The organism is Pseudalkalibacillus sp. JSM 102089, assembly GCF_041366475.1.
GTDB lineage: Bacteria > Bacillota > Bacilli > Bacillales > Guptibacillaceae > Guptibacillus > Guptibacillus hwajinpoensis_B.
This window is the reverse complement of record NZ_JBEWYW010000001.1, coordinates 476723-498644: the sequence shown is the minus strand read 5'-3', so window position 1 is coordinate 498644 and position 21922 is coordinate 476723. Positions and strand designations below refer to the sequence as shown.

Below are 21922 nucleotides of genomic sequence, written 5' to 3'. Positions count from 1 at the left end.
GTTGAAGAAAGTGGCTACCCCTTATCACATGATCTGATAGGTTAAATGACATTTAGGAGGAACACACTTGAATTTGCCTAATAAAATTACAGTATCACGCATTTTTTTAATTCCTGTATTTCTAATTTTTCTTCTAGCGCCCTTACCGCTTGGTGAAACAGAAATAGCGGGAGCTGTCTTGTTAAATTCCCATTTAGTTGCTACAGCGATCTTTATTTTCGCCTCGGTAACCGATTGGATTGACGGCTACATAGCTAGAAAGCATAACCTTGTCACGAATCTTGGGAAATTTCTTGATCCTCTGGCTGATAAACTGCTCGTTACGTCAGCCTTTGTCTCGCTTGTTGAGCTCGGTGCTGCGCCAGCGTGGATTGTTGTGGTTATTCTTAGTCGTGAATTTGCGGTCACAGGGCTTAGGCTAGTTGCTTCTTCAGAAGGAGAAGTACTAGCGGCAAGCAACCTCGGTAAGTTAAAAACATGGATCCAAATAATTGCGATCATTGCTTTGTTAATTGAAAATGTGCCATTCGAAGCGATTGGCTTTCCTTTTGCAACGATTTCGCTATGGGCAGCACTTATTATTACAGTTTATTCTGGATGGGATTACTTTTCTAAAAATCGTCAGGTACTACTTAAATCACGTTAACACCCTAGGGGAACAGATTAATCTGTTCCCTTTTGAAACCTCTTTAATAAGCGAATAAGCGATCGAATAGGTAATTTCCCCATTGTTTTCAAGGCGCTTCCTTATACGTTAAAGGTAAACCAATGTATAATGGGGGTAGAGAAATTATGAGCTATGGAAACAAGGAAACACCTTGCTTCGGATAGAAGGGATGGTTACAAAATGAATGCAGAAATTATTGGAATCGGTTCAGAGTTACTACTTGGACAAATCGCCAACACAAATGCAAAATTCATCTCAACTCGTTTGGCTGATCTTGGTATTAATGTTTTTTACCATACAGCCGTCGGTGATAACAGTGAACGATTAAAACAAGTTATTGAAGTTGCAGAGTCTCGCTCTGATTTGTTGATTTTCACAGGTGGCCTTGGACCTACTAAAGATGATCTAACGAAAGAGACGATTGCTAGTACTTTAAATAAAAAATTAGTCTATAACGAAGAAGCAATGGAAAATATCCAGGATTACTATAAAAAAACGGGCGCTCCCATGTCAGAGAATAATCGCAAGCAAGCGCTCGTGTTAGACGGAGCTACAGTACTTCGTAACGACAATGGTATGGCCCCGGGTATGGCTGTTACGGCTAACAACCACACATATATGCTTTTTCCAGGACCACCTAAAGAGCTCTATCCAATGTTCACGAACTATGCTGAACCCTATTTACTTGGTCAGTTGAAGCAAGGTGATACGATTGTATCCCGCGTGCTTCGATTCTTTGGTATTGGAGAGTCAAGGCTTGAAACAGAGCTAGAAGATTTGATTGATCAGCAAACGAACCCGACGATTGCCCCGCTAGCTGGGGAATGGGAAGTTACGCTTCGATTAACAGCTAAAGCCGACACTAAACAAGAAGCGGATAAGTTAATTGATGAAACAGAAAAATTAATCGATGCACGTGTAGGCTCCTATTTATATGGCTATGGAGAGACAACACTCGCAAAAGAAGTCTTCTCACTTCTTAGCGACCGTGATTGGTCTATATCAACAGCAGAAAGCCTTACAGGCGGTATGTTTAGTCAGGAAATAACGGATCTCCCTGGAGCGTCATCACTTTTCTATGGTGGGGTTGTGTGTTACTCTAACGAAGTAAAGCGCGAGATCGGCGTATCAAATGAGACACTAGAAGCATACGGTGCCGTAAGCGAACAATGTGCAATTGAACTCGCTAGAAGCGTAAAAAAGAGATACAAAACCGATGTCGGCATCAGTTTCACGGGTGTTGCAGGTCCAGATCCTAGTGAAGGGAAAGAACCTGGAACAGTGTTTATTGGTGTTGCAGCACCATCTGGTGAGAAAGTGGTCGCCCTCAATCTTGCAGGGAACCGTCACGCCATCCGTAAACGCACTGTGAATCATGGATTGAATACATTATTGAAGTTAGAAAGGTGAATAACGTACGTATGATGAATTTTGAAGACTTTGCATTGTCAAATGAAGTTAGAAAAGCTGTGCTCGAACTTGGTTTCAAAGAAGCGACCCCGATTCAGGAGAAAGCACTTGAACCAATTTTAGAAGGTAGAGATATGATCGGTCAGGCACAGACCGGTACAGGAAAAACAGCTGCTTTTGGTATTCCTGTTATTGAAAAAGTGAAAAAAATCGGAGGACCTGAAGCCATCATTCTCACACCAACACGTGAGCTTGCTATGCAGGTTGCGACTGAGCTTCAGAAGCTTTCTAAATACAAAGGGTTAAATGTTCTTGCCGTTTACGGTGGGGAGCCAATCTATCATCAAATCCGTGCATTAAAGAGAGGCGTTAACATAGTTGTAGGAACACCAGGACGCATGCTCGATCACTTGAAACGTAAAACACTTCGCACAGATAACGTTCATACAGCTATTTTAGATGAAGCAGATGAAATGCTTGATATGGGCTTTATTGATGACATTGAACTTATTTTCAAGCAGCTGCCGGCTAATCGCCAGTCGCTCTTATTCTCAGCTACAATTCCTGCACCAATCCGTAAGCTCTCCAGCAAATATTTGAAGAATCCACTTACGATTTCCGTTTCTAAAGGAGATATAACAGCGGATACGGTAGAGCAGGTTTATTACAGAACATTTGAAAGTGATAAATTCGATACGCTTTGTCGCGTCATCGAAAGTGAAGACATTCGCCTCGGCATTATTTTTACCAAGACAAAAAAAGGGGCAGCTCAAGTAACAGAGTCATTGAAAAAGCGTGGCTATCGAGCAGAAGAACTTCACGGCGATTTAACGCAACAGCAGCGTTCGAAGGTAATGAATCTCTTTAGAAAATCTCAAGTGAATTTCCTTGTTGCAACAGATATCGCAGCTCGTGGAATTGACGTTGCTCACGTTAGTCACGTGATCAACTATGATATACCTGAGGACCCAGAACGCTATGTTCACCGTATTGGACGTACAGGTCGCGCTGGGAACAAAGGAATTGCGTTAACGCTCGTAACGCCTAAAGACATGCGTTTCCTTCAATCCATTGAATCAAAAATCAAATTGAACCTATCTGCTGAGCCGCTTCAGGATGAAACGGTTGATCTTGATAACATTGTAAAATCTGTTGAAAAGCAATTGAAGAAGCAAAAGTCTGATTCGACTGCTCGTGAAACAACGGAGCTTCTTTTAGCTAAATATAACGCAGAAGATCTTGTTCAAGCTTTCCTTGAGAACGCCATTCAGCAGAAACAGAACACGACCCCTTCCGAATATAACTTTGGTGAAACAGGCGGTCAGAATGGAATGGTTCGTTTCTTCTTAAATGTAGGTCGTAATATTGATCTACATCCAAAGAAACTTTTAAGTGAGCTTTCTGTGATGGCTGGCGTTGATACAGAGTCTGTTGGCCGCATTGATATTTTTGAGAAATTCTCGTTCTTTGAAGTGCACGAAGACGTTGCACCATTCGTCTATGAAGCGCTTCGAGCTGGCGGTATTGATGGTAAATCAATCCACCTTGAACCAGCTAAACCACAAAAAAGCAGAGTATAAAATAGAACGATCAGCTTCACTACAGGGGCTGATCGTTCTTCTTTCTTTTTTTATCAAGTTATAATAATCGGGACGCGAAAAGTCAATAGGGTAGAAAATAAAAAAAGACGAATAAATGTTCGGTTTTCTATTGGCAAATCACCTAAAAAGAGATATGATAGTGATAGTTTAATAACGAGGAGGAATTCATTCGTGAGTGATCGTAAAGCTGCCTTAGATATGGCACTTAGACAAATAGAAAAACAATTCGGTAAAGGTTCAATCATGAAACTCGGCGAACAAGCTGAGCAAAGAGTCTCTACAGTATCAACTGGTTCACTGGCTCTTGATATTGCTCTTGGTGTGGGTGGTTATCCAAGAGGTCGTGTTATCGAAGTATACGGCCCGGAATCTTCTGGTAAAACAACAGTTGCCCTTCACGCTATCGCAGAAGTACAGCGTAACGGTGGCCAGGCTGCTTTTATTGATGCTGAGCACGCTCTGGATCCGGTTTATGCAGAAAAGCTTGGTGTTAACATCGATGAGCTACTACTTTCTCAACCTGATACAGGAGAACAAGCCCTAGAAATTGCTGAAGCGCTCGTACGAAGCGGTGCAGTTGATATGGTTGTAGTTGACTCCGTAGCTGCTCTTGTACCAAAGGCAGAAATCGAAGGTGAAATGGGAGATGCGCACGTTGGTTTGCAGGCGCGTCTAATGTCTCAAGCGCTTCGTAAGCTTTCAGGTGCGATTAATAAATCCAAAACTACCGCGGTCTTTATTAACCAGATTCGTGAAAAAGTTGGGGTTATGTTCGGGAACCCAGAAACAACTCCAGGCGGACGTGCGCTGAAGTTCTATTCATCTGTTCGTTTAGAAGTTCGTCGTGCTGAAACGCTGAAGCAGGGTAACGATATGGTCGGTAACAAAACGCGTATTAAAGTTGTAAAGAACAAGGTCGCTCCGCCGTTTAAACAGGCAGAAGTTGACATTATGTACGGAGAAGGGATTTCCAAGCAAGGTGAGATCCTTGATATTGGTTCAAACCTTGAAATCGTTCAGAAGAGCGGCGCATGGTTCTCATTCGAAGGCGAACGTCTTGGGCAGGGCCGTGAAAATGCAAAGCAATTCTTGAAAGAAAACCCAGCAATGGAAGCTGAAATTGAAGGGCGTATTCGCGCTCATCACAATCTAGATGCAGATAAGCAGATAGATGAATCAGCTGCAGGTAAAGACACGCTTCTACCTGAAGAAGAATAAGACGCTTGATAGAAAGTCGGTCATAATGGCCGGCTTTTTATCTACTTACATAGTCTTTCGATACGAAACGTTGTACTGACATAGAAAGCTGATTTTCCATGATCAGGCAGTGAACGACCCCTCAATCAAGGCATTTTCACTAAGAGTTCAAGGCGAAAAAAAGAGCAATAATGAGTAATTTGAAGGGATTTTGCCCTGATGTGCTCTCTTGACAACCTTTACTCTGAAAGATACAATATTAATTGTATAATTATAATTTTCTAGTAGAATTATACTTTATTCTTAACAGATGAAATGTGCTGGATTGAAATTTTGCAAGTGGTACTAAGAATTAACATGACAGCAAACCAACAAGTTGATAGCAGGAGGAGGTGAGTTCGATGGATATAGTGATCATCATCTCCACTATGCTGGTCTCTGCAGTCGTCGGAGCAGTTGTTGGATTTCTTGTTCGCAAAACGATTGCTGAAGCGAAAATCTCCAGTGCAGAAATGGAAGCGCAACGGATTATCAAAGAAGGTAAAAACGACGCTGAAGCTTTGAAGAAGGAAGCTATGCTTGAAGCGAAGGACGAGAATCATAATCTTCGTGTTGAAGCTGAGCGTGAAATTCGTGAACGCAGAAATGAGTTACAAAAACAAGAGAATCGTTTGGTACAAAAAGAAGAGGTCCTTGATCGCAAAAGTGAGACTCTTGACAAAAAAGAGGATTCCCTCGAAAGAAGAGAGGACTCTCTCACCAAAAAACAACGGCAAATTGAAGAGATGGAAGGCAAAGTGGAGGAGTTGCTTCAAGAGCAACAACACGAGCTTCAGCGAATTTCCGGTTTAACAAGGGAAGAAGCGAAGCAAATCATCTTCCGTGAAAGTGAGCAGGAGCTTGAGCATGAGCTGGCGCAGATGGTGAAAGAGCGCGAGAACTATGCGAAAGAAGAAGCTGATAAGAAAGCGAGAGAAGTACTTTCGCTTGCGATTCAGCGCTGTGCAGCGGATCATGTTGCAGAAACAACGGTTTCCGTTGTAAACCTGCCTAATGATGAGATGAAAGGTCGAATCATCGGTCGTGAAGGCCGAAACATTCGAACTCTTGAAACGTTAACGGGGATTGACTTGATTATCGATGATACGCCTGAGGCAGTTATTCTGTCCGGTTTTGATCCGATACGAAGAGAAATTGCTCGTAATGCCCTGGATAAGCTCGTACAGGATGGAAGAATTCACCCTGCACGAATTGAAGAAATGGTTGAGAAATCACGCAGGGAAGTGGATGAATACATTCGCGAAGTTGGAGAACAATCCACATTTGAAATTGGAGTTCACGGACTCCACCCGGATCTCATTAAGATCCTGGGCCGTTTGAAATTCCGTACAAGTTATGGACAGAATGTCTTAAAGCATTCCATGGAAGTTGCTTATCTAACGGGTCTTATGGCCGCAGAGCTTGGAGAAGACGTACAGTTAGCACGTCGCGCTGGTCTCCTTCATGACCTTGGTAAAGCGATTGACCACGAAGTCGAAGGTAGCCACGTTGAAATTGGCGTTGAGCTTGCGACGAAGTATAAAGAGCATCCGGTTGTTATAAATGCAATCGCATCTCACCATGGTGATACGGAAGCAACATCAGTAATTTCAACGCTTGTGGCAGCAGCCGATGCATTGTCAGCTGCACGTCCGGGAGCGCGTCGTGAAACACTTGAGACGTATATTCGCCGTCTTGAGAAACTTGAGGAAATTTCAGAGTCGTTTGAAGGCGTTGAGAAATCATTCGCGATTCAAGCTGGCCGAGAAATCAGGATCATGGTTAAGCCTGATCTTGTTGATGACGTTTCATCATATCGTCTCGCACGAGAAATTACGAAGAAAATTGAAAATGAACTGGACTACCCTGGGCACATTAAGGTCACGGTCATCCGTGAAACAAGGGCAGTTGAGTATGCAAAATAAAGCGATGCCGCGTGCATCGCTTTATTTAATTTCACCTAAAACTTACGAATCATACTTTCTTTTGATAAACTGATAAAGAATGAACTAAGAGATTGGAGCATTATAATGAATATACTTTTTATTGGAGACGTTGTTGGCTCTCCAGGACGCAATATGATTTCTACTTATTTACCTCGCTTAAAGAAAAAATACAAACCTACTTTTACGATTGTGAATGGCGAGAATGCGGCAAGTGGTCGCGGCATTACAGAGAAGATCTACCGTGGCTTTCTTGAGTCAGGCGCACAAGTCATTACGATGGGTAATCATACATGGGACAACCGTGAAATTTTTGAATTTATCGATCGTGCTCCTAAACTCGTCAGACCTGCTAACTTCCCAGAAGGAACGCCAGGAAACGGTTCAACGATTGTGAACATTAATGGTGTTGAAGTAGGTGTCATTAACTTGCAGGGAAGAACATTTCTTCCTGCGATGGATGATCCGTTCCGTAAAGCGGATGAACTGATTGAAGAGATGAGAGAGAGAACACCGGTCATTTTTGTTGATTTTCATGCAGAAACAACGAGTGAAAAACAGGCGATGGGCTGGTATCTTGATGGCAGAGTGACGGCAGTCGTTGGAACACATACTCATGTTCAAACAGCTGATGAGCGCATCTTACCAGGTGGAACGGCTTATATGACAGATGCAGGAATGACAGGTCCTTACGATGGTATTCTTGGTATGGAGCGTGAAGCGGTAATTAAGAAGTTCCTTACGACAATGCCTGTAAGGTTTGAAGTAACAAAAGGTCGGGAACAACTTAGTGGGGTCTTTTTAACACTAGATCCAAAAACTGGTAAGGCAACAAAGATTCAACGGATTGCGATCAATGACGACCATCCATTCTATGATTAAAACGTTTTGAAAAGATGACGGAAACAGCAGGAATACAAGCTTCTTACAAGGAATATAGTCTAGAGTGGTAATGGATGATCAAATTAAGGAGGGGCTATAATGGATATATTAAAAGTTTCAGCAAAATCCAATCCTAATTCTGTAGCTGGTGCACTTGCGGGCGTCCTTCGGGAACGCGGTAATGCCGAGATTCAAGCGATTGGAGCAGGTGCATTAAATCAGGCTGTTAAAGCAGTAGCCATCGCAAGAGGGTTTGTAGCACCTAGTGGCGTTGACCTCATTTGTATCCCTGCTTTCACCGATATTTTAATTGATGGTGAAGAGCGTACCGCAATTAAGCTCATTGTAGAGCCTCGCTAAATCATTCCGTCAGAAAAACCTGTTTGTTTTTACAAACAGGTTTTTTATACTTTAATTTGAAACGCAGAAGAATGAAGGGGGATCTTAATGAATATAGTAGATGCACACTGTGACGTATTATGTAAAATGTGGTTAAATCCATCGCTTTCCTTTGAAAATGGGGAAGGACTCCATACAAACCTTGAGCAAATGAAAAGGGCAGGAGCAAAGCTACAGCTCTTTGCGATCTATGTTCCAGAAAGCGTGCCAGCTTCCGCTAAATTTGATTGTGCTCTTGAAATGGTTGAGATTTTCCATGAGAAGGTTATCAAGCCATATGAGGATGTTGTTGCGGTTTATTCCAAAAAAGAGGCAGAGCAGCTTCCTGATGGGAAAATAGGAGCGATGCTCACGCTAGAAGGCGTAGATGCAATAGGGAGTGAAGCAACAAGGCTTAAAACGCTCATTCGACTTGGTGTACGATCAGTTGGATTAACGTGGAATTATGGGAATGCAACAGCAGACGGTATTCTTGAATCAAGGGGCGCAGGACTAACTGATTTTGGAAGAAGCGTTGTCGATTTACATAACCAGCATCGGGTTTGGACGGATGTTTCGCATCTTTCAGTCCGAGCATTTTGGGATGTGTTAGAGCAAGGACGCTACGTCATCGCCTCTCACTCGAATGCCAAAGCCATTTGCACCCATCCAAGAAACTTGGATAATCAACAGTTATCGGCGCTAATTGAACAGAATTCCTTGATCGGCGTGACGTTTGTGCCTAAGTTTCTACGAAATGATCGGAATGCAAGTGTTTCGGATATTATCCATCATATTGAACACATCTGTAGCCTCGGTGGCGCGGAGAATATTGGACTTGGCTCTGATTTTGATGGAATTGATCAAGTTCCGAAAGGTTTAACATGCTACAGCGACTATCCTCGACTTATTGAGGAACTACATCGCTATTACAATGATGACCAAGTAAATGGCTTTTTAGGTGAAAACTTTATGGCTAGACTACCTGAGTAAGTAAGAATTTAGTAATTGTGAGCTTCGTGAGCAGGGAATTATCATCCTATTTCGAACTAGTAATATAAGCAAGCGGTTTCAGGTACTAGATTAGAAAGGGTGGGACGTTATGATCGAACAACTTTCGTGGAAAGTTGGAGGACAGCAGGGTGAAGGAATAGATAGTACAGGAGAAATATTTGCGATTGCATTAAATCGACTTGGCTACTACTTGTATGGTTACCGGCATTTCTCGTCCCGTATCAAAGGCGGGCATACGAATAATAAGATCCGTGTTAGTACGAAAGAAGTTCGAGCGGTCTCAGATGACCTTGACATGCTTATTGCGTTTGATCAGGAAACAATTGATGTAAATGCTCATGAGCTTCATAGTAAAGGAATTATTATCGGTGATGCTAAATTCAAGCCAGTGAAGCCTGAGAATTGTCAGGCGACGCTCGTGATCATTCCCTTTACTGAAATCGCAACTGAACTAGGAACATCACTGATGAAGAATATGGTGGCAATTGGCGCAACAAGCGCTGCGCTAGGAATTGATACTGCGACGTATCAAGCTGTCATGGAAGAAATATTTGGCCGTAAAGGCGAAAAAGTTGTGAACAATAACATGGAGGCGATTCAGCGTGGCGCTGATGCTTACAATGAATCCGCGGGTAATCGTGTTCAAACGCTTTCGTTAAAGAAAGCGGATGGAAAGCATCGTATGTTCATGATTGGAAATGATGCGATCGCGCTTGGTGCCCTGGCGGGAGGGGCAAGGTTAATGGCTGCATACCCAATTACGCCAGCATCAGAAATCATGGAGTACTTAATTAAGAAGCTGCCAGAGTTTGGTGGGACGGTCGTGCAGACGGAAGATGAAATTGCGGCTGCAACGATGGCGATTGGTTCAAATTACGCAGGCGTTCGAACGTTAACCGCATCTGCAGGACCTGGTTTATCCCTTATGATGGAGGCTATAGGCTTATCTGGTATTACTGAAACGCCTCTTGTGATCGTTGATACGCAGCGAGGGGGACCGAGTACGGGACTTCCTACTAAACAAGAACAGTCTGATTTACTGGCGATGATTTACGGCACACATGGAGAGATTCCTAAGATAGTGATTGCACCAAGTACCGTGGAAGAAGCATTTTATGATGCGATTGAAGCATTCAATTTGGCTGAGGAATATCAGTGTCCGGTCATTCTACTATCTGATCTTCAATTGTCATTAGGAAAACAAAGTGTTGAACCGCTCGATTACAATAAAATCAAGATTCGTCGAGGGAAGTTAAATGATGACGCAATCGCTGAGCGAGAAGATAAATCATATTTTAAACGCTTTGAAGTTACTGATGATGGGATATCCAATCGCGTGATTCCTGGAACGAAAAATGGCATTTTTCATGTCACAGGAGTAGAACATGATGAGACAGGAAAGCCATCTGAGGTTCCGCAGAATCGAAAAGATCAAATGGAGAAGAGGCTTCGTAAAATCAGCAATTTATCATTTCCACAGCCTGTTTTTAAAGTGGAGCAGCATGAAGAGCCAGATGTGCTTCTGATTGGTTTTAATTCGACGAGAGGAAGTATTGAAGAAGTAATGCCAAGACTTGAAGCAGATGGATTAAAAGTAAACCACGCGCAAATCCGACTTGTCCATCCTTTCCCTGCAGATGAGCTTCAGCCAATGTTACAGGCTGCGAAGAAAGTGATTGTCATTGAACACAATGCGACTGGTCAGCTTGCAAGTCTCGTAAAAATGAATGTAGGTTATGGGGAGAAAATTGAAAGTCTATTGAAATACGATGGAAATCCATTTCTACCTGGAGACATCCACCAACAATGCAAGGAGATGTTAGCGAATGGCCACATTTAAAGATTTTCGGAATCAGGTAAAACCTAACTGGTGTCCTGGCTGTGGAGATTTCTCGGTTCAAGCGGCCATTCAGCGCGCGGCAGCAAATGTAGGTCTTGAACCAGATGATCTTGCTGTAATTTCCGGCATTGGTTGCTCTGGTCGTATAAGCGGGTATATTAACGCGTATGGCTTTCATGGGATACATGGCAGGTCACTTCCTATTGCACAGGGCGTGAAGATGGCAAACCGAGAATTAACGGTTATTGCGTCAGGCGGAGATGGGGACGGCTTCGCAATCGGTATGGGGCATACCATTCATGCGATGCGACGAAATATTGATATTACCTATATCGTGATGGACAATCAAATTTATGGTCTAACAAAAGGACAGACCTCTCCAACGAGTGCAGAAGGCTTTAAAACAAAAAGTACGCCTACAGGTTCCATTGAGTCTTCTTTATCAATAATGGAACTTGCGCTCTCAAGCGGCTGTGGCTTTGTGGCCCAAAGCTTTTCAACAGATTTAAAGGACCTTGTAGCGATCATTGAGCAAGGAATTCAACATAAAGGCTTCTCTTTAATTAACGTGTTTAGCCCGTGCGTTACGTTTAACAAAGTTAATACGTATGACTGGTTTAAACAAAACCTCATTAGCTTGAGCGATATCGAAGGATATGATCCGAAAAATCGAATGTTGGCGATGCAAACATTAATGGAGCACGACGGATTGGTAAAAGGTCTTATTTATCACAACCCTAATCGTCCTTCTTATCAAGAGTCCGTAAGAGGATATAGTGCAGATGCCTTATCCAAGCAGGAGCTAACGCTTCCAAAGGAGAAGTTCTCGGAATTAATGGCTGAATTTATGTAATACTAACATGAACCCTTCTGTGTAGAAGGGTTTTTTTATGAGGATTTTGTCGTTATCCCATTCCATAAATAAAACTATAACTGTCCTCGTGTGGAGGACAGTTCACCTTTACGTGATAAATAATAAATGATAGTATAGTTGTGATAACAGTGATTAGAGAATGTTTCGGAAAAGTGAGGTGTACGCTGTGGAAGGAAAAATGAAGGCGATTGTAAAGCATGAACGTGCAAAGGGTGCTCAGCTACAAACCGTTGATATTCCACAAATTAATGATAATGAAGTATTAATTCAAGTAAAAGCAACATCGATTTGCGGAACAGATGTACATATTTATACGTGGGATGAATGGTCTCAGAGCCGCGTAAACCCTCCATATGTTTTTGGTCATGAATTTGCTGGGATGGTTGTAGAAAAAGGTAAGAACGTAACTAACCTTGAGGTTGGAGATCATGTTTCAGCTGAAACTCATATTGTCTGCAATCAATGTCCACAATGTTTAACAGGGAAGTTTCATATTTGCGAAAATACGAAAATCATTGGTGTTGATACGGACGGCTGTTTTGCGGAATATGTGGCTCTTCCATCACAAAACATATGGAAAAATCCTGAGTCTCTTTCATTCGATGTCGCTTCTGTTCAAGAGCCAATGGGGAACGCAGTACATACTGTACTCGCTGGAGATGTAGCAGGAAAGACCGTAGCGATCATTGGCTGTGGGCCAATCGGAATAATGGCTGTAGGTGTAGCGAAAGCAGCTGGAGCATCACAGGTCATTGCACTTGATTTAAATGACTATCGCCTTGATCTTGCGAAAGAAATGGGTGCAACAACCGTCATTAATTCACGAAATGAAGATCCTCTTCAAGTTGTGAAGGAGCTAACACATGGCCATGGCGTTGACGTTGTATGCGAGATGTCAGGACATCCGATTGCAATGAACCAGGGCTTCAAAATGGTGACAAACGGTGGCCGCGTTTCTATTCTAAGTTTACCGGTGCGACCAGTTGAAATTGATGTGACAAATGACATTGTTTTCAAAGGGATTACCGTTCAAGGAATTACGGGAAGAAAAATGTTTGAAACATGGCGCCAGGTTTCTGGATTATTGCAGTCAGGTCAGGTAGATGTAGAGCCAATGATTACACATCACTTCCCGCTTGAAGACTTTGAAAAAGGCTTCGAATTAATGATCGAAGGTAAATGTGGTAAGGTAGTATTACATCCATAAGGCTCAAATTGAGCCATTACATAATAATGAGGAGGCCGATCAATGAAAGGTTTTGAATATCTCCAAGAAGAGCTTGATCAAATGCAAGAGGAAGGCGTGTTTCGTAATTTAATTCCGCTTGAATCCGCTCAAGGGTCACGCGTTACGATTAAAGGAAAAAACGTCATTCAGCTGTCATCAAACAACTATCTCGGACTGACGGACCATCCGAAAATGAAACAAGCAGCGATTGAAGCCGTTGAAAAATACGGTGCAGGAACAGGTTCTGTTCGAACGATTGCAGGAACGCTTTCAATGCACGAACAGTTTGAAGAAAAGCTTGCTGAGTTCAAGCACACAGAAGCGGCGCTCGTTCTTCAATCAGGTTTTGCAACGAATCAAGCAGTCCTTTCAGCGATCCTATCGAAAGAAGACGTCGTGATTTCTGATGAACTAAACCACGCTTCGATCATTGACGGCATTCGCTTAACAAAAGCGGGACGTCGTATTTACAAGCATACGGACATGGAAGACCTTGAGAACGCACTGAAAGAAACACAAGATTATCGTACGCGTCTTGTTGTGACGGATGGTGTTTTCTCAATGGACGGAAACATTGCACCGCTAACTGAAATTGTCGAGCTTTGTGAAAAGTATGATGCGCTTGTGATGGTTGATGACGCTCACGCGAGTGGTGTACTTGGTGAGAACGGTCGCGGTACGGTTGACCACTTCGGCTTAAACGGACGCGTTCACATCCAAGTTGGTACGCTTAGTAAAGCAATTGGCGTTCTAGGTGGTTACATTGCAAGTACAAAAACACTTCGCGATTACCTGATCCATAAAGGTCGTCCATTCTTGTTTAGTACTTCTCATCCTCCAGCTGTAACAGCTGCTTGCTCAGCAGCAATCGACGTTCTTGTGGAAGAGCCGGAGTTAATCGAGAAGCTTTGGGATAACACGAAATTCTTTAAAGCCGGTTTGAAAGAACTTGGTTTTGACACAGGCATTAGTGAGACACCAGTAACACCTGTCATCATAGGTGACGAAGCGCTCACACATAAATTCTCTGATAAACTATTTGAGAACGGCGTTTTTGCACAGGGCATCGCGTTCCCTACCGTTGCTAAAGGAAAAGGCCGCGTTCGTACGATCGTAACGGCTCAACATTCCAAAGAAGATCTTCAAGAAGCACTGGATGCATTTGAAAAGTCTGGAAAAGAGCTTGGAATTTTATAAATGAAAGGTGGAGGGGGAGCGATCCCTCTCTTTTTTTAGGATAATTTTGTACCCACATCTGCGTTAGTTCATCTATCCTGGGCTTTCTCCTTTTTCCAGGTTTTATTGATTAAATACTCTGAACCCCTTATAATAAAGGAATGTCCATTAGTTACACATTTCTTAATTGACAATAAAGGATAACGTATAAAACGAAGCTTTTATAGAATTGATTTCTATTAGCGAGGTTTTTTCTAAGTTTAGGAGCGTTATGCTCTTTTTCATAGCAGGGTCATCCTTTTTAATTAGAAAGGAGTCGAACGACATGAACGAACAACAGCGTCTGGATTCGCAAATCAATGTAAAGAAAACAGAGAAAACAACGGAAGATTTCGCGAAATATTTCCAGACAACGTACCAGGCACCTAACTTAAAAGATGCTAAGCGCAGAGGGAAAGAAAATGTAAACGTTCATTATGATTTTGAAATTCCAGAGAATATTAAAAACCTTGGGAAAGATAAAAAGTTTTTGATTCGTACGTACGGATGTCAAATGAATGAACACGATACAGAAGTAATGGCAGGAATTTTTGAAGAAATGGGATTTGAAGCTACAACGGAAGTCACAGAGGCGGATGTTGTTCTCCTAAATACGTGTGCGATTCGTGAAAATGCGGAAAACAAAGTATTTGGTGAGCTCGGTCATCTAAAACCGTTAAAAATGGAAAATCCCGATTTAATCATTGGCGTATGCGGGTGTATGTCACAGGAAGAATCTGTCGTAAACCGTATTATGCAGAAGCATCAATTTGTTGATTTAATCTTTGGAACACATAACATTCACCGTCTTCCAGAACTGATGGAGCAAGCTGTCTTCGGTAAAGAAATGGTAATGGAAGTATGGTCTAAAGAAGGCGACATTATTGAGAACCTTCCTAGAACGAGAAAAGGTGAAATCAAAGCATGGGTTAATATCATGTACGGCTGTGATAAATTCTGTACATATTGCATTGTTCCTTATACACGAGGGAAAGAAAGAAGCCGGCGCCCTGAAGATATTATTCAAGAAGTACGCCATTTAGCTGCTAAAGGCTATAAAGAAGTGACGCTTCTCGGACAGAATGTAAACGCCTACGGGAAAGATTTAGAAGACATTGAGTATGGACTTGGTGATCTTATGAACGAGATTCATAAGATTGATATTCCAAGAGTTCGCTTCACGACGAGCCATCCACGTGACTTTGATGATCGTCTTGTGGAAGTGCTCGGTCAGGGTGGTAACTTAGTTGATCATATTCACCTTCCTGTGCAAAGTGGAAGCAATGAAGTTCTGAAATTAATGAACCGTCGCTACACACGTGAAACGTATTTAGAACTAGTTAGTAAAATTAAAAAGGTTATGCCTAACGCAACCTTTACAACAGATATCATCGTAGGGTTCCCTAATGAAACGGATGAGCAATTCGAAGAAACGATGGAGCTTGTGAAGGAAGTAGAGTATGACAGTGCGTATACGTTCATTTACTCCCAGCGTGATGGTACACCAGCTGCTAAAATGAAAGATAACGTCCCAATGGAAGTGAAGAAAGAACGCCTTCAGCGCTTGAATGCCCTTGTGAATGAAATGGCTGCCAAAAACAACGCTGTTTTTGAAGGACAGATCGTAGAAGTGCTAGTTGAAGGGGAAAGTAAGAAAAATGCAGACGTTCTTTCTGGCTATACGAGTAAGAACAAAGTAGTAAACTTTAGAGGTCCTAAATCGTTAGTTGGTCAAATTGTTCAGGTGAAAATCACAAAAGCAAAAACGTGGTCACTTGATGGAGAATACATCGAAAAAACGGCTGAGGTGAATGCATAATGATATCAAGAATGGAAGTAATTGCAAAAGCAAAAGATCTTGCGAAGCTCGTATCTGAAACAGAAGAAGTTGATTTCTTCAAACGTGCAGAAGAAAAGATTAACGAAAATAAAAAGGTTCAAAGTCTGATTGCTCGTATTAAACTAGAGCAAAAAGAAGCGGTTAATCTTCAGCACTACAGCAAGCATGAAGCATTGAAGGAGAAGGATGAGCGTATTGACAAACTCATGCAGCAGCTTGATGAAATTCCTGTCGTACAGGAATTCAAGCGCTCGCAGTCGGATGTGAATGATCTTCTTCAACTTGTAGCAAATACGATTTCTAACACGGTAACAGATGAAATTATCGAATCAACTGGTGGAAACGTACTTGAAGGAACTACTGGCTCAAGTCAGCAGGGACCTGGTTGTAAGTAATAGCTTCCATATGTTCATCATTTAATATGAATACGAAAGCCTTCCAATGGTTTATTGGAAGGCTTTTTTTATTGGATGCAAACTGTTTTTTGAAATAGTCACTTATTATATTGGATAATTATGTTAAAGTGAACAAAGAGACTACATAAGCTATTTATTCAAACGGAAGAGTTTCTATGTATTTTAATAGCGAAAGGGTAATGGCGTTATAGCCTGAATAGCTGAATCCTAGAGGAGGCAATGGTGTGCGTATTTTTCATGTAAGTGAAGAAGACGATATTCAAAAATTTCACCCAAGGATTCCTACGCGTAAAGATCTTGACCAATCAATAGGACTCGTTTGGGCCGTTAACGAAATTTGTTTACCTAACTTTTTAACACCACGGAATTGTCCGCGCGTTTGCTTTCACGTCGGGCCAAATACTTCAGATGCAGATAAGCAAACATATCTATCTTGGAGTTGTCAGCATGTGATCGTCCTTGAAAATAGCTGGTTTGAAACGATGACTCGAACTAAACTCTATTTGTATGAGTTCGATGCGATGCATTTTAAGCTCCAAGACGAGAATGCTGGCTATTATGTAAGCGAAACCACCCAAGTTCCACTGAATAAGATTGAGATAGATCACCCCATTCAGGAGCTATTCCGTCGTCAGGTAGAAGTAACGTTTGTTGATCACCTGTGGGATATCTTTGATGAGATTCAACAATCCACACTTCAGTGGTCCATGTGCCGGATGAGATTTGCTCGTTCGAGAAATTCAAAAAGAGAGGAGTAGCGACATGGAGCTTGGTCATCCAATCGCTGCTGGAAATACAGCGAAAATTTACATCGTTCAAGAGAAAATTGTGAAAGTGTTTCGTGAAGACCTTCCAGAAGGAACCTCTTTCTATGAAGCTGAGAAGCAACGTTACGCTTTATCAAAAGGACTTCCGGTACCGAAAGTCATTGAGGTAACGAAAATAGATGGTAGACAGGCAATCATGATGGAAAAAATCAGCGGTCGCACGTTAGGTGAGCTACTTTTAGAAAATAGGAATCTAGCACAGCACTATATGGAGATGTCCATTGACATTCAACAAAGCATTCATCGGATCAGCGCCGACTCATTTGAACCGATGACCGAAAAGCTAACACGCCAAATAGGTGCAGCGGATCGATTAAGTCAATCTCAAAAAACAGCGTTATTCCTCAAATTGAGTGAAATGCCAGTTAAGAAGCAGCTTTGTCACGGTGATTTTCATCTATTTAATCTGATTATGGACGATCAAGTAACGATTATTGATTGGGTGGATGCTAGCGCTGGGGATAGCCGAGCAGATGTTTACAGAACGTATCTATTGTATACGCAATTTTCAAGCGAATTAGCGGAACTGTATTTACAGCTCTATTGCATAAAAAGCGGCTTATCAAAAGGGGAAATCATGGAGTGGGCTCCGATTATTGCGGGGGCACGGTTATCAGAAGGAGTATTATCAGAAGACAGTGAACGTCTATTAGAGATTGTAGATAAGTTAAGCCTGAGAGGATAAAACGCCTCCTAGGCTTAACTTATTTCTTTATATATTTTTCACATACCATACTTTTTTAAGAAAAATACGAAAAGGTTGTAAAGCATTGGACATTCGAGACATAGACTGATAGTGGAACAGCCTTTATATATAAGAAAACATTTATTTTATGGTGTTGGTCATGTTATTTCGTGTTGAAGTAAAAAAAGAGGAACACTGGTCGTTTGTCTTGCATAGGATGAGAATGAAGATTGGAAGAGGAGGTATGATCGATGTCAGAGGAATATAATTACAGAGAGATATTCGCCAAAGCGGTTTGCGGAAAAGGGCGTAAATTCACACAGGATACAAACACAGTAACACCAAACCATAAGCCTTCTAGTATTCTGGGTTGCTGGATTATTAACAATCAATTCACTGCGAAGAAGCGTGGTGACGTTGTACAGGTGGAAGGCTCTTATGACATTAATATCTGGTACTCTTACAGCCATAATACGAAAACAGAAGTCGTAACAGAAACAGTCAAATATCATGAAGAAATTCCTCTTCGCTACAAAGACAAAGACTGTGTTGCTGAAGAAGTGGTTGCAAAAGCGATACAGGAGCCTAACTGTCTCGAAGCTACTATTGCACCGAGCGGTCATAAGGTCATTGTTCAAGTGGAAAGAGAGTTTCTTGTAGAAGTGATTGGCGAAACGAAAATTTGCGTATACGTTAATCCGGATGGCTGCGGAGACGATGATGACGATTGGGATTATGATGTAGACGATGAAGAGTTTGAAGATTTGGATCCGAACTTTTTAATTGGTGATCTAGAGGAATAGTGCGTCCAGGGAGAAGCAATCCTTCTTCCTGGTTTTTATTTTGTCATTAAGAGCTTATAGAGTCTAACCGCCAATTTGTCGTTTCACCCCTTCGATTGAAACACAAAACGTCTCATTCTCAGGGATTCCAACGTCCTACGGATTTAAACAGGCACACTCCGCTTTTCTTGTCTAGCTGCGTGTGCCAAATCCTTCGGTCGTTTCACCCCTTCGATTGAGACATAAAATGTCTCATTCTCAGGGATTCCAACGCCCTACGGATTTAAACAGGCACACTCCGCTTTTCTTGTCTAGCTGCGTGTGCCAAATCCTTCGGTCGTTTCACCCCTTCGATTGAGACACAAAACGTCTCATTCTCAGGGATTCCAACGTCCTACGGATTTAAACAGGCACACTCCGCTTTTCTGATATGCTATACTGTTATTTGAATAGATTTAAGATTGGTGGAGAAGAAACATGGCTCGATATACCCCGATGATGGAACAATATTTACGGATTAAGGCAGAGTACCAGGATGCCTTTTTATTTTTTCGTTTAGGCGACTTTTATGAGATGTTCTTCGAGGATGCGATGCGCGCTTCGAAGGAATTGGAGATTACATTAACGAGCAGAGATGGTGGGGGAGAAGACCGCATTCCGATGTGTGGTGTGCCTTATCATGCTGCTGAAAACTATATATCACAGCTAGTGACAAAAGGTTATAAGATTGCGATTTGTGAACAAACAGAAGATCCGAAACAGGCGAAAGGCGTCGTTCGAAGAGAAGTCGTTCAGCTTATTACGCCAGGTACGGTGATGTCGGACCATTTAATTAAAGAAAAGGAAAATAACTACATTGTGGCCATCTCCGTATTTGATGATGAGACTTATGCGCTTGCGGCGAATGATTTAACGACAGGTGAATCGATGGCAACAATTTTAGCTGGCGATCATCATGAAGTAATCGGTGAGCTCTCGAATCTGGCCCCGCGCGAAGTCATTCTTGCGAGTGATAGTGAGGCACTTTCTACAGCGATTCAAGAGCGAATGACCGTTACCGTATCGATTGAAGATGATGTGACGATTCCAGAATCGCTGCAGAAGTTAAGTGACCATATCGATCAGCCGAAGCTTCTTCAGGTGTTTGGCCGACTTCTTCAATATTTGATTCGTACACAAAAGCGCTCAATGGATCATCTTCAGCCGCTTCGTCACTATCACGTTTCCCAATATATGAAACTTGATGTGAATTCTAAAAGAAACCTCGAGCTAGTGGAGACGATTCGAGATAAAAAGCGGACAGGCTCTCTCGTCTGGTTCCTTGATAGTTCAGTAACAGCAATGGGCGGACGATTACTAAAGCAGTGGGTTGAGCGCCCGCTCTTACAGCAGCGAGAAATTGAGAAGCGACAGGAGCTTGTCGAGACGTTAATGAAGCAGTTCTTTGAACGTGAGACGATTCGTGAACAGCTTCAGGGCGTCTATGACCTTGAGCGACTTGCAGGGAAAGTGGCGTTTGGAAACCTAAACGCTCGTGATCTCGTACAGTTGCGAAAATCGCTAGAGAAAATTCCAGAAATCAAGCAGGCAGTGGGATCTCTTGATAACCCATATGCGAATGAGCTTGCGGAGGAAATCCTCCCATGTGATGATCTCGTTCAGCTTCTACAGGCGGCGATTGAAGATAACCCGCCTCTTTCTGTGAAAGAAGGTCAAATGATTCGAGACGGCTATCATGCGGATCTTGATAAATACCGCGATGCGAGTCGGAACGGCAAAGACTGGATTGCGGCCCTCCAAATGCAGGAGCGAGAGCGTACGGGGATTAAATCTCTTAAAATTGGCTACAACAAAGTCTTTGGTTATTATATCGAAGTAACAAGATCAAACCTTCCGAACCTTCCAGAAGGTCGTTATGAGCGGAAACAGACGCTGTCTAATGCGGAGCGTTTTATTACCCCTGAACTAAAAGAGAAGGAAACGCTCATTTTGGAAGCGGAAGAAAAGATTGTTGATCTCGAATATAGCTTGTTTGCGAACTTGCGTGAAGAAGTGAAGACTTACATTCCTGAGCTTCAGCAGCTTGCGAGGAAAATTAGTGAGCTCGACGTGCTTCAATCGTTCGCAGTTGTAAGTGAAGAAAATCGCTTCACTAAGCCAGTCTTCTCCAAAGAACGTAAAGTGGCTGTTGAAGGTGGACGTCACCCAGTCGTTGAGAAAATGTTAAAAGGCCGAGAGTATGTGGCAAACGACGTGATGATGGATCGCGATCGTGAAATCCTCTTAATTACAGGTCCTAACATGAGTGGTAAAAGTACGTACATGCGCCAGCTCGCCCTGATTTCGATCCTTGGGCAGATCGGTTGCTTCGTACCAGCGGAATCCGCTGTGCTCCCTGTATTTGATCAAATCTTTACGCGAATCGGTGCAGCAGATGACCTTGCAGCTGGTCAAAGTACGTTTATGGTGGAAATGCTTGAAGCGAACTACGCCATTACGCGTGCTACGCAAGATAGCTTGATATTACTTGATGAGATTGGTCGCGGAACGTCAACGTATGACGGCATGGCGCTTGCGCAGTCAATTATTGAATATGTGCATAGTGAAGTAAGAGCAAAGACACTGTTCTCAACGCACTATCATGAGCTAACAACGCTTGAAGAAGACCTTGATCGCGTAAAAAATGTTCACGTTAAAGCGGTTGAAGAGAAGGGGAGAGTTGTTTTCCTTCATCGCGTTCATGATGGATCCGCTGATAAAAGTTACGGTATTCACGTGGCGCAGCTTGCCAATTTACCTGATGCGCTCATTCAGCGTGCAGAAGCGATATTAGCTGAGTTTGAGGCAGAGCCTGGCGCTCCAAAAATCCCTGTAGAGAAAAAAGAAACGGTCGAAGTCAAAGAAGATGATGCGCAGCTTGCTTTCTTTGATCAAGCAGAGGAAAAGAAGAAGCCAGCACGATCGTCCGGTGAGAAAGCGATTCTAGATCGCTTGAAGTCTGTGGATATTATGGAAATGACGCCGATGGACGCGATCAATACACTATATGAATTAAAGAAGCAGTTAAAGTCGTAGAGAAAGGGT

Annotated in this window: 18 protein-coding genes; all 18 read left to right on the top strand. The window is 42.5% G+C overall.

The window, feature by feature from the left end:
* Positions 1-67 precede the first annotated feature (67 nt).
* The 18 genes from pgsA (at position 68) to mutS (ending at position 21913) form a co-directional block, all read left to right on the top strand.
* Positions 68-646, top strand: a complete 579-nt coding sequence (pgsA, locus tag ABVF21_RS02470) for a CDP-diacylglycerol--glycerol-3-phosphate 3-phosphatidyltransferase (RefSeq protein WP_194221455.1) — start codon at positions 68-70, stop codon at positions 644-646.
* A 201-nt stretch (positions 647-847) separates the two neighbouring features.
* Positions 848-2077, top strand: a complete 1230-nt coding sequence (locus tag ABVF21_RS02465; protein ID WP_303531324.1) for a competence/damage-inducible protein A — start codon at positions 848-850, stop codon at positions 2075-2077.
* 11 nt (positions 2078-2088) lie between these two features.
* Positions 2089-3657: a DEAD/DEAH box helicase gene (locus ABVF21_RS02460; RefSeq protein ID WP_371017431.1), complete on the top strand. Its 1569-nt coding sequence runs from the start codon at positions 2089-2091 to the stop codon at positions 3655-3657.
* Positions 3658-3849: 192 nt separating this feature from the next.
* Positions 3850-4896 carry a recombinase RecA gene (recA, locus tag ABVF21_RS02455; RefSeq protein WP_283152221.1) on the top strand — a complete coding sequence of 349 codons (1047 nt, stop codon included), beginning with the start codon at positions 3850-3852 and terminating at the stop codon, positions 4894-4896.
* 380 nt (positions 4897-5276) lie between these two features.
* Positions 5277-6839 (top strand): ribonuclease Y, encoded by a 1563-nt coding sequence (gene rny / locus ABVF21_RS02450; protein WP_194221458.1) that lies wholly within the window; start codon positions 5277-5279, stop codon positions 6837-6839.
* Positions 6840-6944: 105 nt separating this feature from the next.
* Positions 6945-7739, top strand: a complete 795-nt coding sequence (locus tag ABVF21_RS02445; RefSeq protein ID WP_226612874.1) for a TIGR00282 family metallophosphoesterase — start codon at positions 6945-6947, stop codon at positions 7737-7739.
* A gap of 99 nt (positions 7740-7838) precedes the next feature.
* A complete protein-coding gene (gene spoVS / locus ABVF21_RS02440) occupies positions 7839-8099 on the top strand; it encodes a stage V sporulation protein SpoVS (RefSeq protein WP_044391806.1) in 261 nt (86 codons plus the stop codon).
* An 87-nt stretch (positions 8100-8186) separates the two neighbouring features.
* Positions 8187-9110, top strand: a complete 924-nt coding sequence (locus ABVF21_RS02435; RefSeq protein WP_371017430.1) for a dipeptidase — start codon at positions 8187-8189, stop codon at positions 9108-9110.
* A 109-nt stretch (positions 9111-9219) separates the two neighbouring features.
* A complete protein-coding gene (locus ABVF21_RS02430; RefSeq protein WP_371017429.1) occupies positions 9220-10971 on the top strand; it encodes a 2-oxoacid:acceptor oxidoreductase subunit alpha in 1752 nt (583 codons plus the stop codon).
* Complete coding sequence (locus tag ABVF21_RS02425; protein ID WP_303531336.1) at positions 10958-11824, top strand: 2-oxoacid:ferredoxin oxidoreductase subunit beta; 867 nt, start codon at positions 10958-10960, stop codon at positions 11822-11824. Before ABVF21_RS02430 ends, ABVF21_RS02425 begins: the two co-directional genes overlap by 14 nt.
* A 187-nt stretch (positions 11825-12011) precedes the next feature.
* Complete coding sequence (gene tdh / locus ABVF21_RS02420; protein ID WP_371017428.1) at positions 12012-13052, top strand: L-threonine 3-dehydrogenase; 1041 nt, start codon at positions 12012-12014, stop codon at positions 13050-13052.
* A gap of 42 nt (positions 13053-13094) precedes the next feature.
* Complete coding sequence (locus ABVF21_RS02415; RefSeq protein WP_194221464.1) at positions 13095-14270, top strand: glycine C-acetyltransferase; 1176 nt, start codon at positions 13095-13097, stop codon at positions 14268-14270.
* A gap of 304 nt (positions 14271-14574) precedes the next feature.
* Entirely contained in the window at positions 14575-16107 is a 1533-nt protein-coding gene (miaB, locus tag ABVF21_RS02410; RefSeq protein WP_283152218.1) for a tRNA (N6-isopentenyl adenosine(37)-C2)-methylthiotransferase MiaB, read from the top strand.
* Positions 16107-16523, top strand: coding sequence for a RicAFT regulatory complex protein RicA family protein (locus ABVF21_RS02405; protein WP_194221466.1), 417 nt, complete (start codon positions 16107-16109; stop codon positions 16521-16523). Before miaB ends, ABVF21_RS02405 begins: the two co-directional genes overlap by 1 nt.
* A 245-nt stretch (positions 16524-16768) precedes the next feature.
* Positions 16769-17302: a DUF6886 family protein gene (locus tag ABVF21_RS02400; protein WP_371017427.1), complete on the top strand. Its 534-nt coding sequence runs from the start codon at positions 16769-16771 to the stop codon at positions 17300-17302.
* A 4-nt stretch (positions 17303-17306) separates the two neighbouring features.
* Positions 17307-18056 carry a phosphotransferase family protein gene (locus ABVF21_RS02395; protein WP_303531341.1) on the top strand — a complete coding sequence of 250 codons (750 nt, stop codon included), beginning with the start codon at positions 17307-17309 and terminating at the stop codon, positions 18054-18056.
* A gap of 251 nt (positions 18057-18307) precedes the next feature.
* Complete coding sequence (locus tag ABVF21_RS02390) at positions 18308-18859, top strand: outer spore coat protein CotE (protein WP_194221469.1); 552 nt, start codon at positions 18308-18310, stop codon at positions 18857-18859.
* A gap of 456 nt (positions 18860-19315) precedes the next feature.
* A complete protein-coding gene (mutS, locus tag ABVF21_RS02385) occupies positions 19316-21913 on the top strand; it encodes a DNA mismatch repair protein MutS (protein ID WP_303531342.1) in 2598 nt (865 codons plus the stop codon).
* Positions 21914-21922: the final 9 nt, after the last annotated feature.

Bases quoted from the DNA above. Each gene is read 5' to 3' on its own strand.
- rny (WP_194221458.1), top strand. From the start codon at position 5,277: ATGGATATAGTGATCATCATCTCCACTATGCTGGTCTCTGCAGTCGTC.
- mutS (WP_303531342.1), top strand. From the start codon at position 19,316: ATGGCTCGATATACCCCGATGATGGAACAATATTTACGGATTAAGGCA.
- ABVF21_RS02445 (WP_226612874.1), top strand. From the start codon at position 6,945: ATGAATATACTTTTTATTGGAGACGTTGTTGGCTCTCCAGGACGCAAT.
- ABVF21_RS02435 (WP_371017430.1), top strand. From the start codon at position 8,187: ATGAATATAGTAGATGCACACTGTGACGTATTATGTAAAATGTGGTTA.
- ABVF21_RS02465 (WP_303531324.1), top strand. From the start codon at position 848: ATGAATGCAGAAATTATTGGAATCGGTTCAGAGTTACTACTTGGACAA.
- ABVF21_RS02395 (WP_303531341.1), top strand. From the start codon at position 17,307: ATGGAGCTTGGTCATCCAATCGCTGCTGGAAATACAGCGAAAATTTAC.
- ABVF21_RS02415 (WP_194221464.1), top strand. From the start codon at position 13,095: ATGAAAGGTTTTGAATATCTCCAAGAAGAGCTTGATCAAATGCAAGAG.
- spoVS (WP_044391806.1), top strand. From the start codon at position 7,839: ATGGATATATTAAAAGTTTCAGCAAAATCCAATCCTAATTCTGTAGCT.
- miaB (WP_283152218.1), top strand. From the start codon at position 14,575: ATGAACGAACAACAGCGTCTGGATTCGCAAATCAATGTAAAGAAAACA.
- ABVF21_RS02390 (WP_194221469.1), top strand. From the start codon at position 18,308: ATGTCAGAGGAATATAATTACAGAGAGATATTCGCCAAAGCGGTTTGC.
- ABVF21_RS02460 (WP_371017431.1), top strand. From the start codon at position 2,089: ATGATGAATTTTGAAGACTTTGCATTGTCAAATGAAGTTAGAAAAGCT.
- ABVF21_RS02425 (WP_303531336.1), top strand. From the start codon at position 10,958: ATGGCCACATTTAAAGATTTTCGGAATCAGGTAAAACCTAACTGGTGT.
- ABVF21_RS02405 (WP_194221466.1), top strand. From the start codon at position 16,107: ATGATATCAAGAATGGAAGTAATTGCAAAAGCAAAAGATCTTGCGAAG.
- ABVF21_RS02430 (WP_371017429.1), top strand. From the start codon at position 9,220: ATGATCGAACAACTTTCGTGGAAAGTTGGAGGACAGCAGGGTGAAGGA.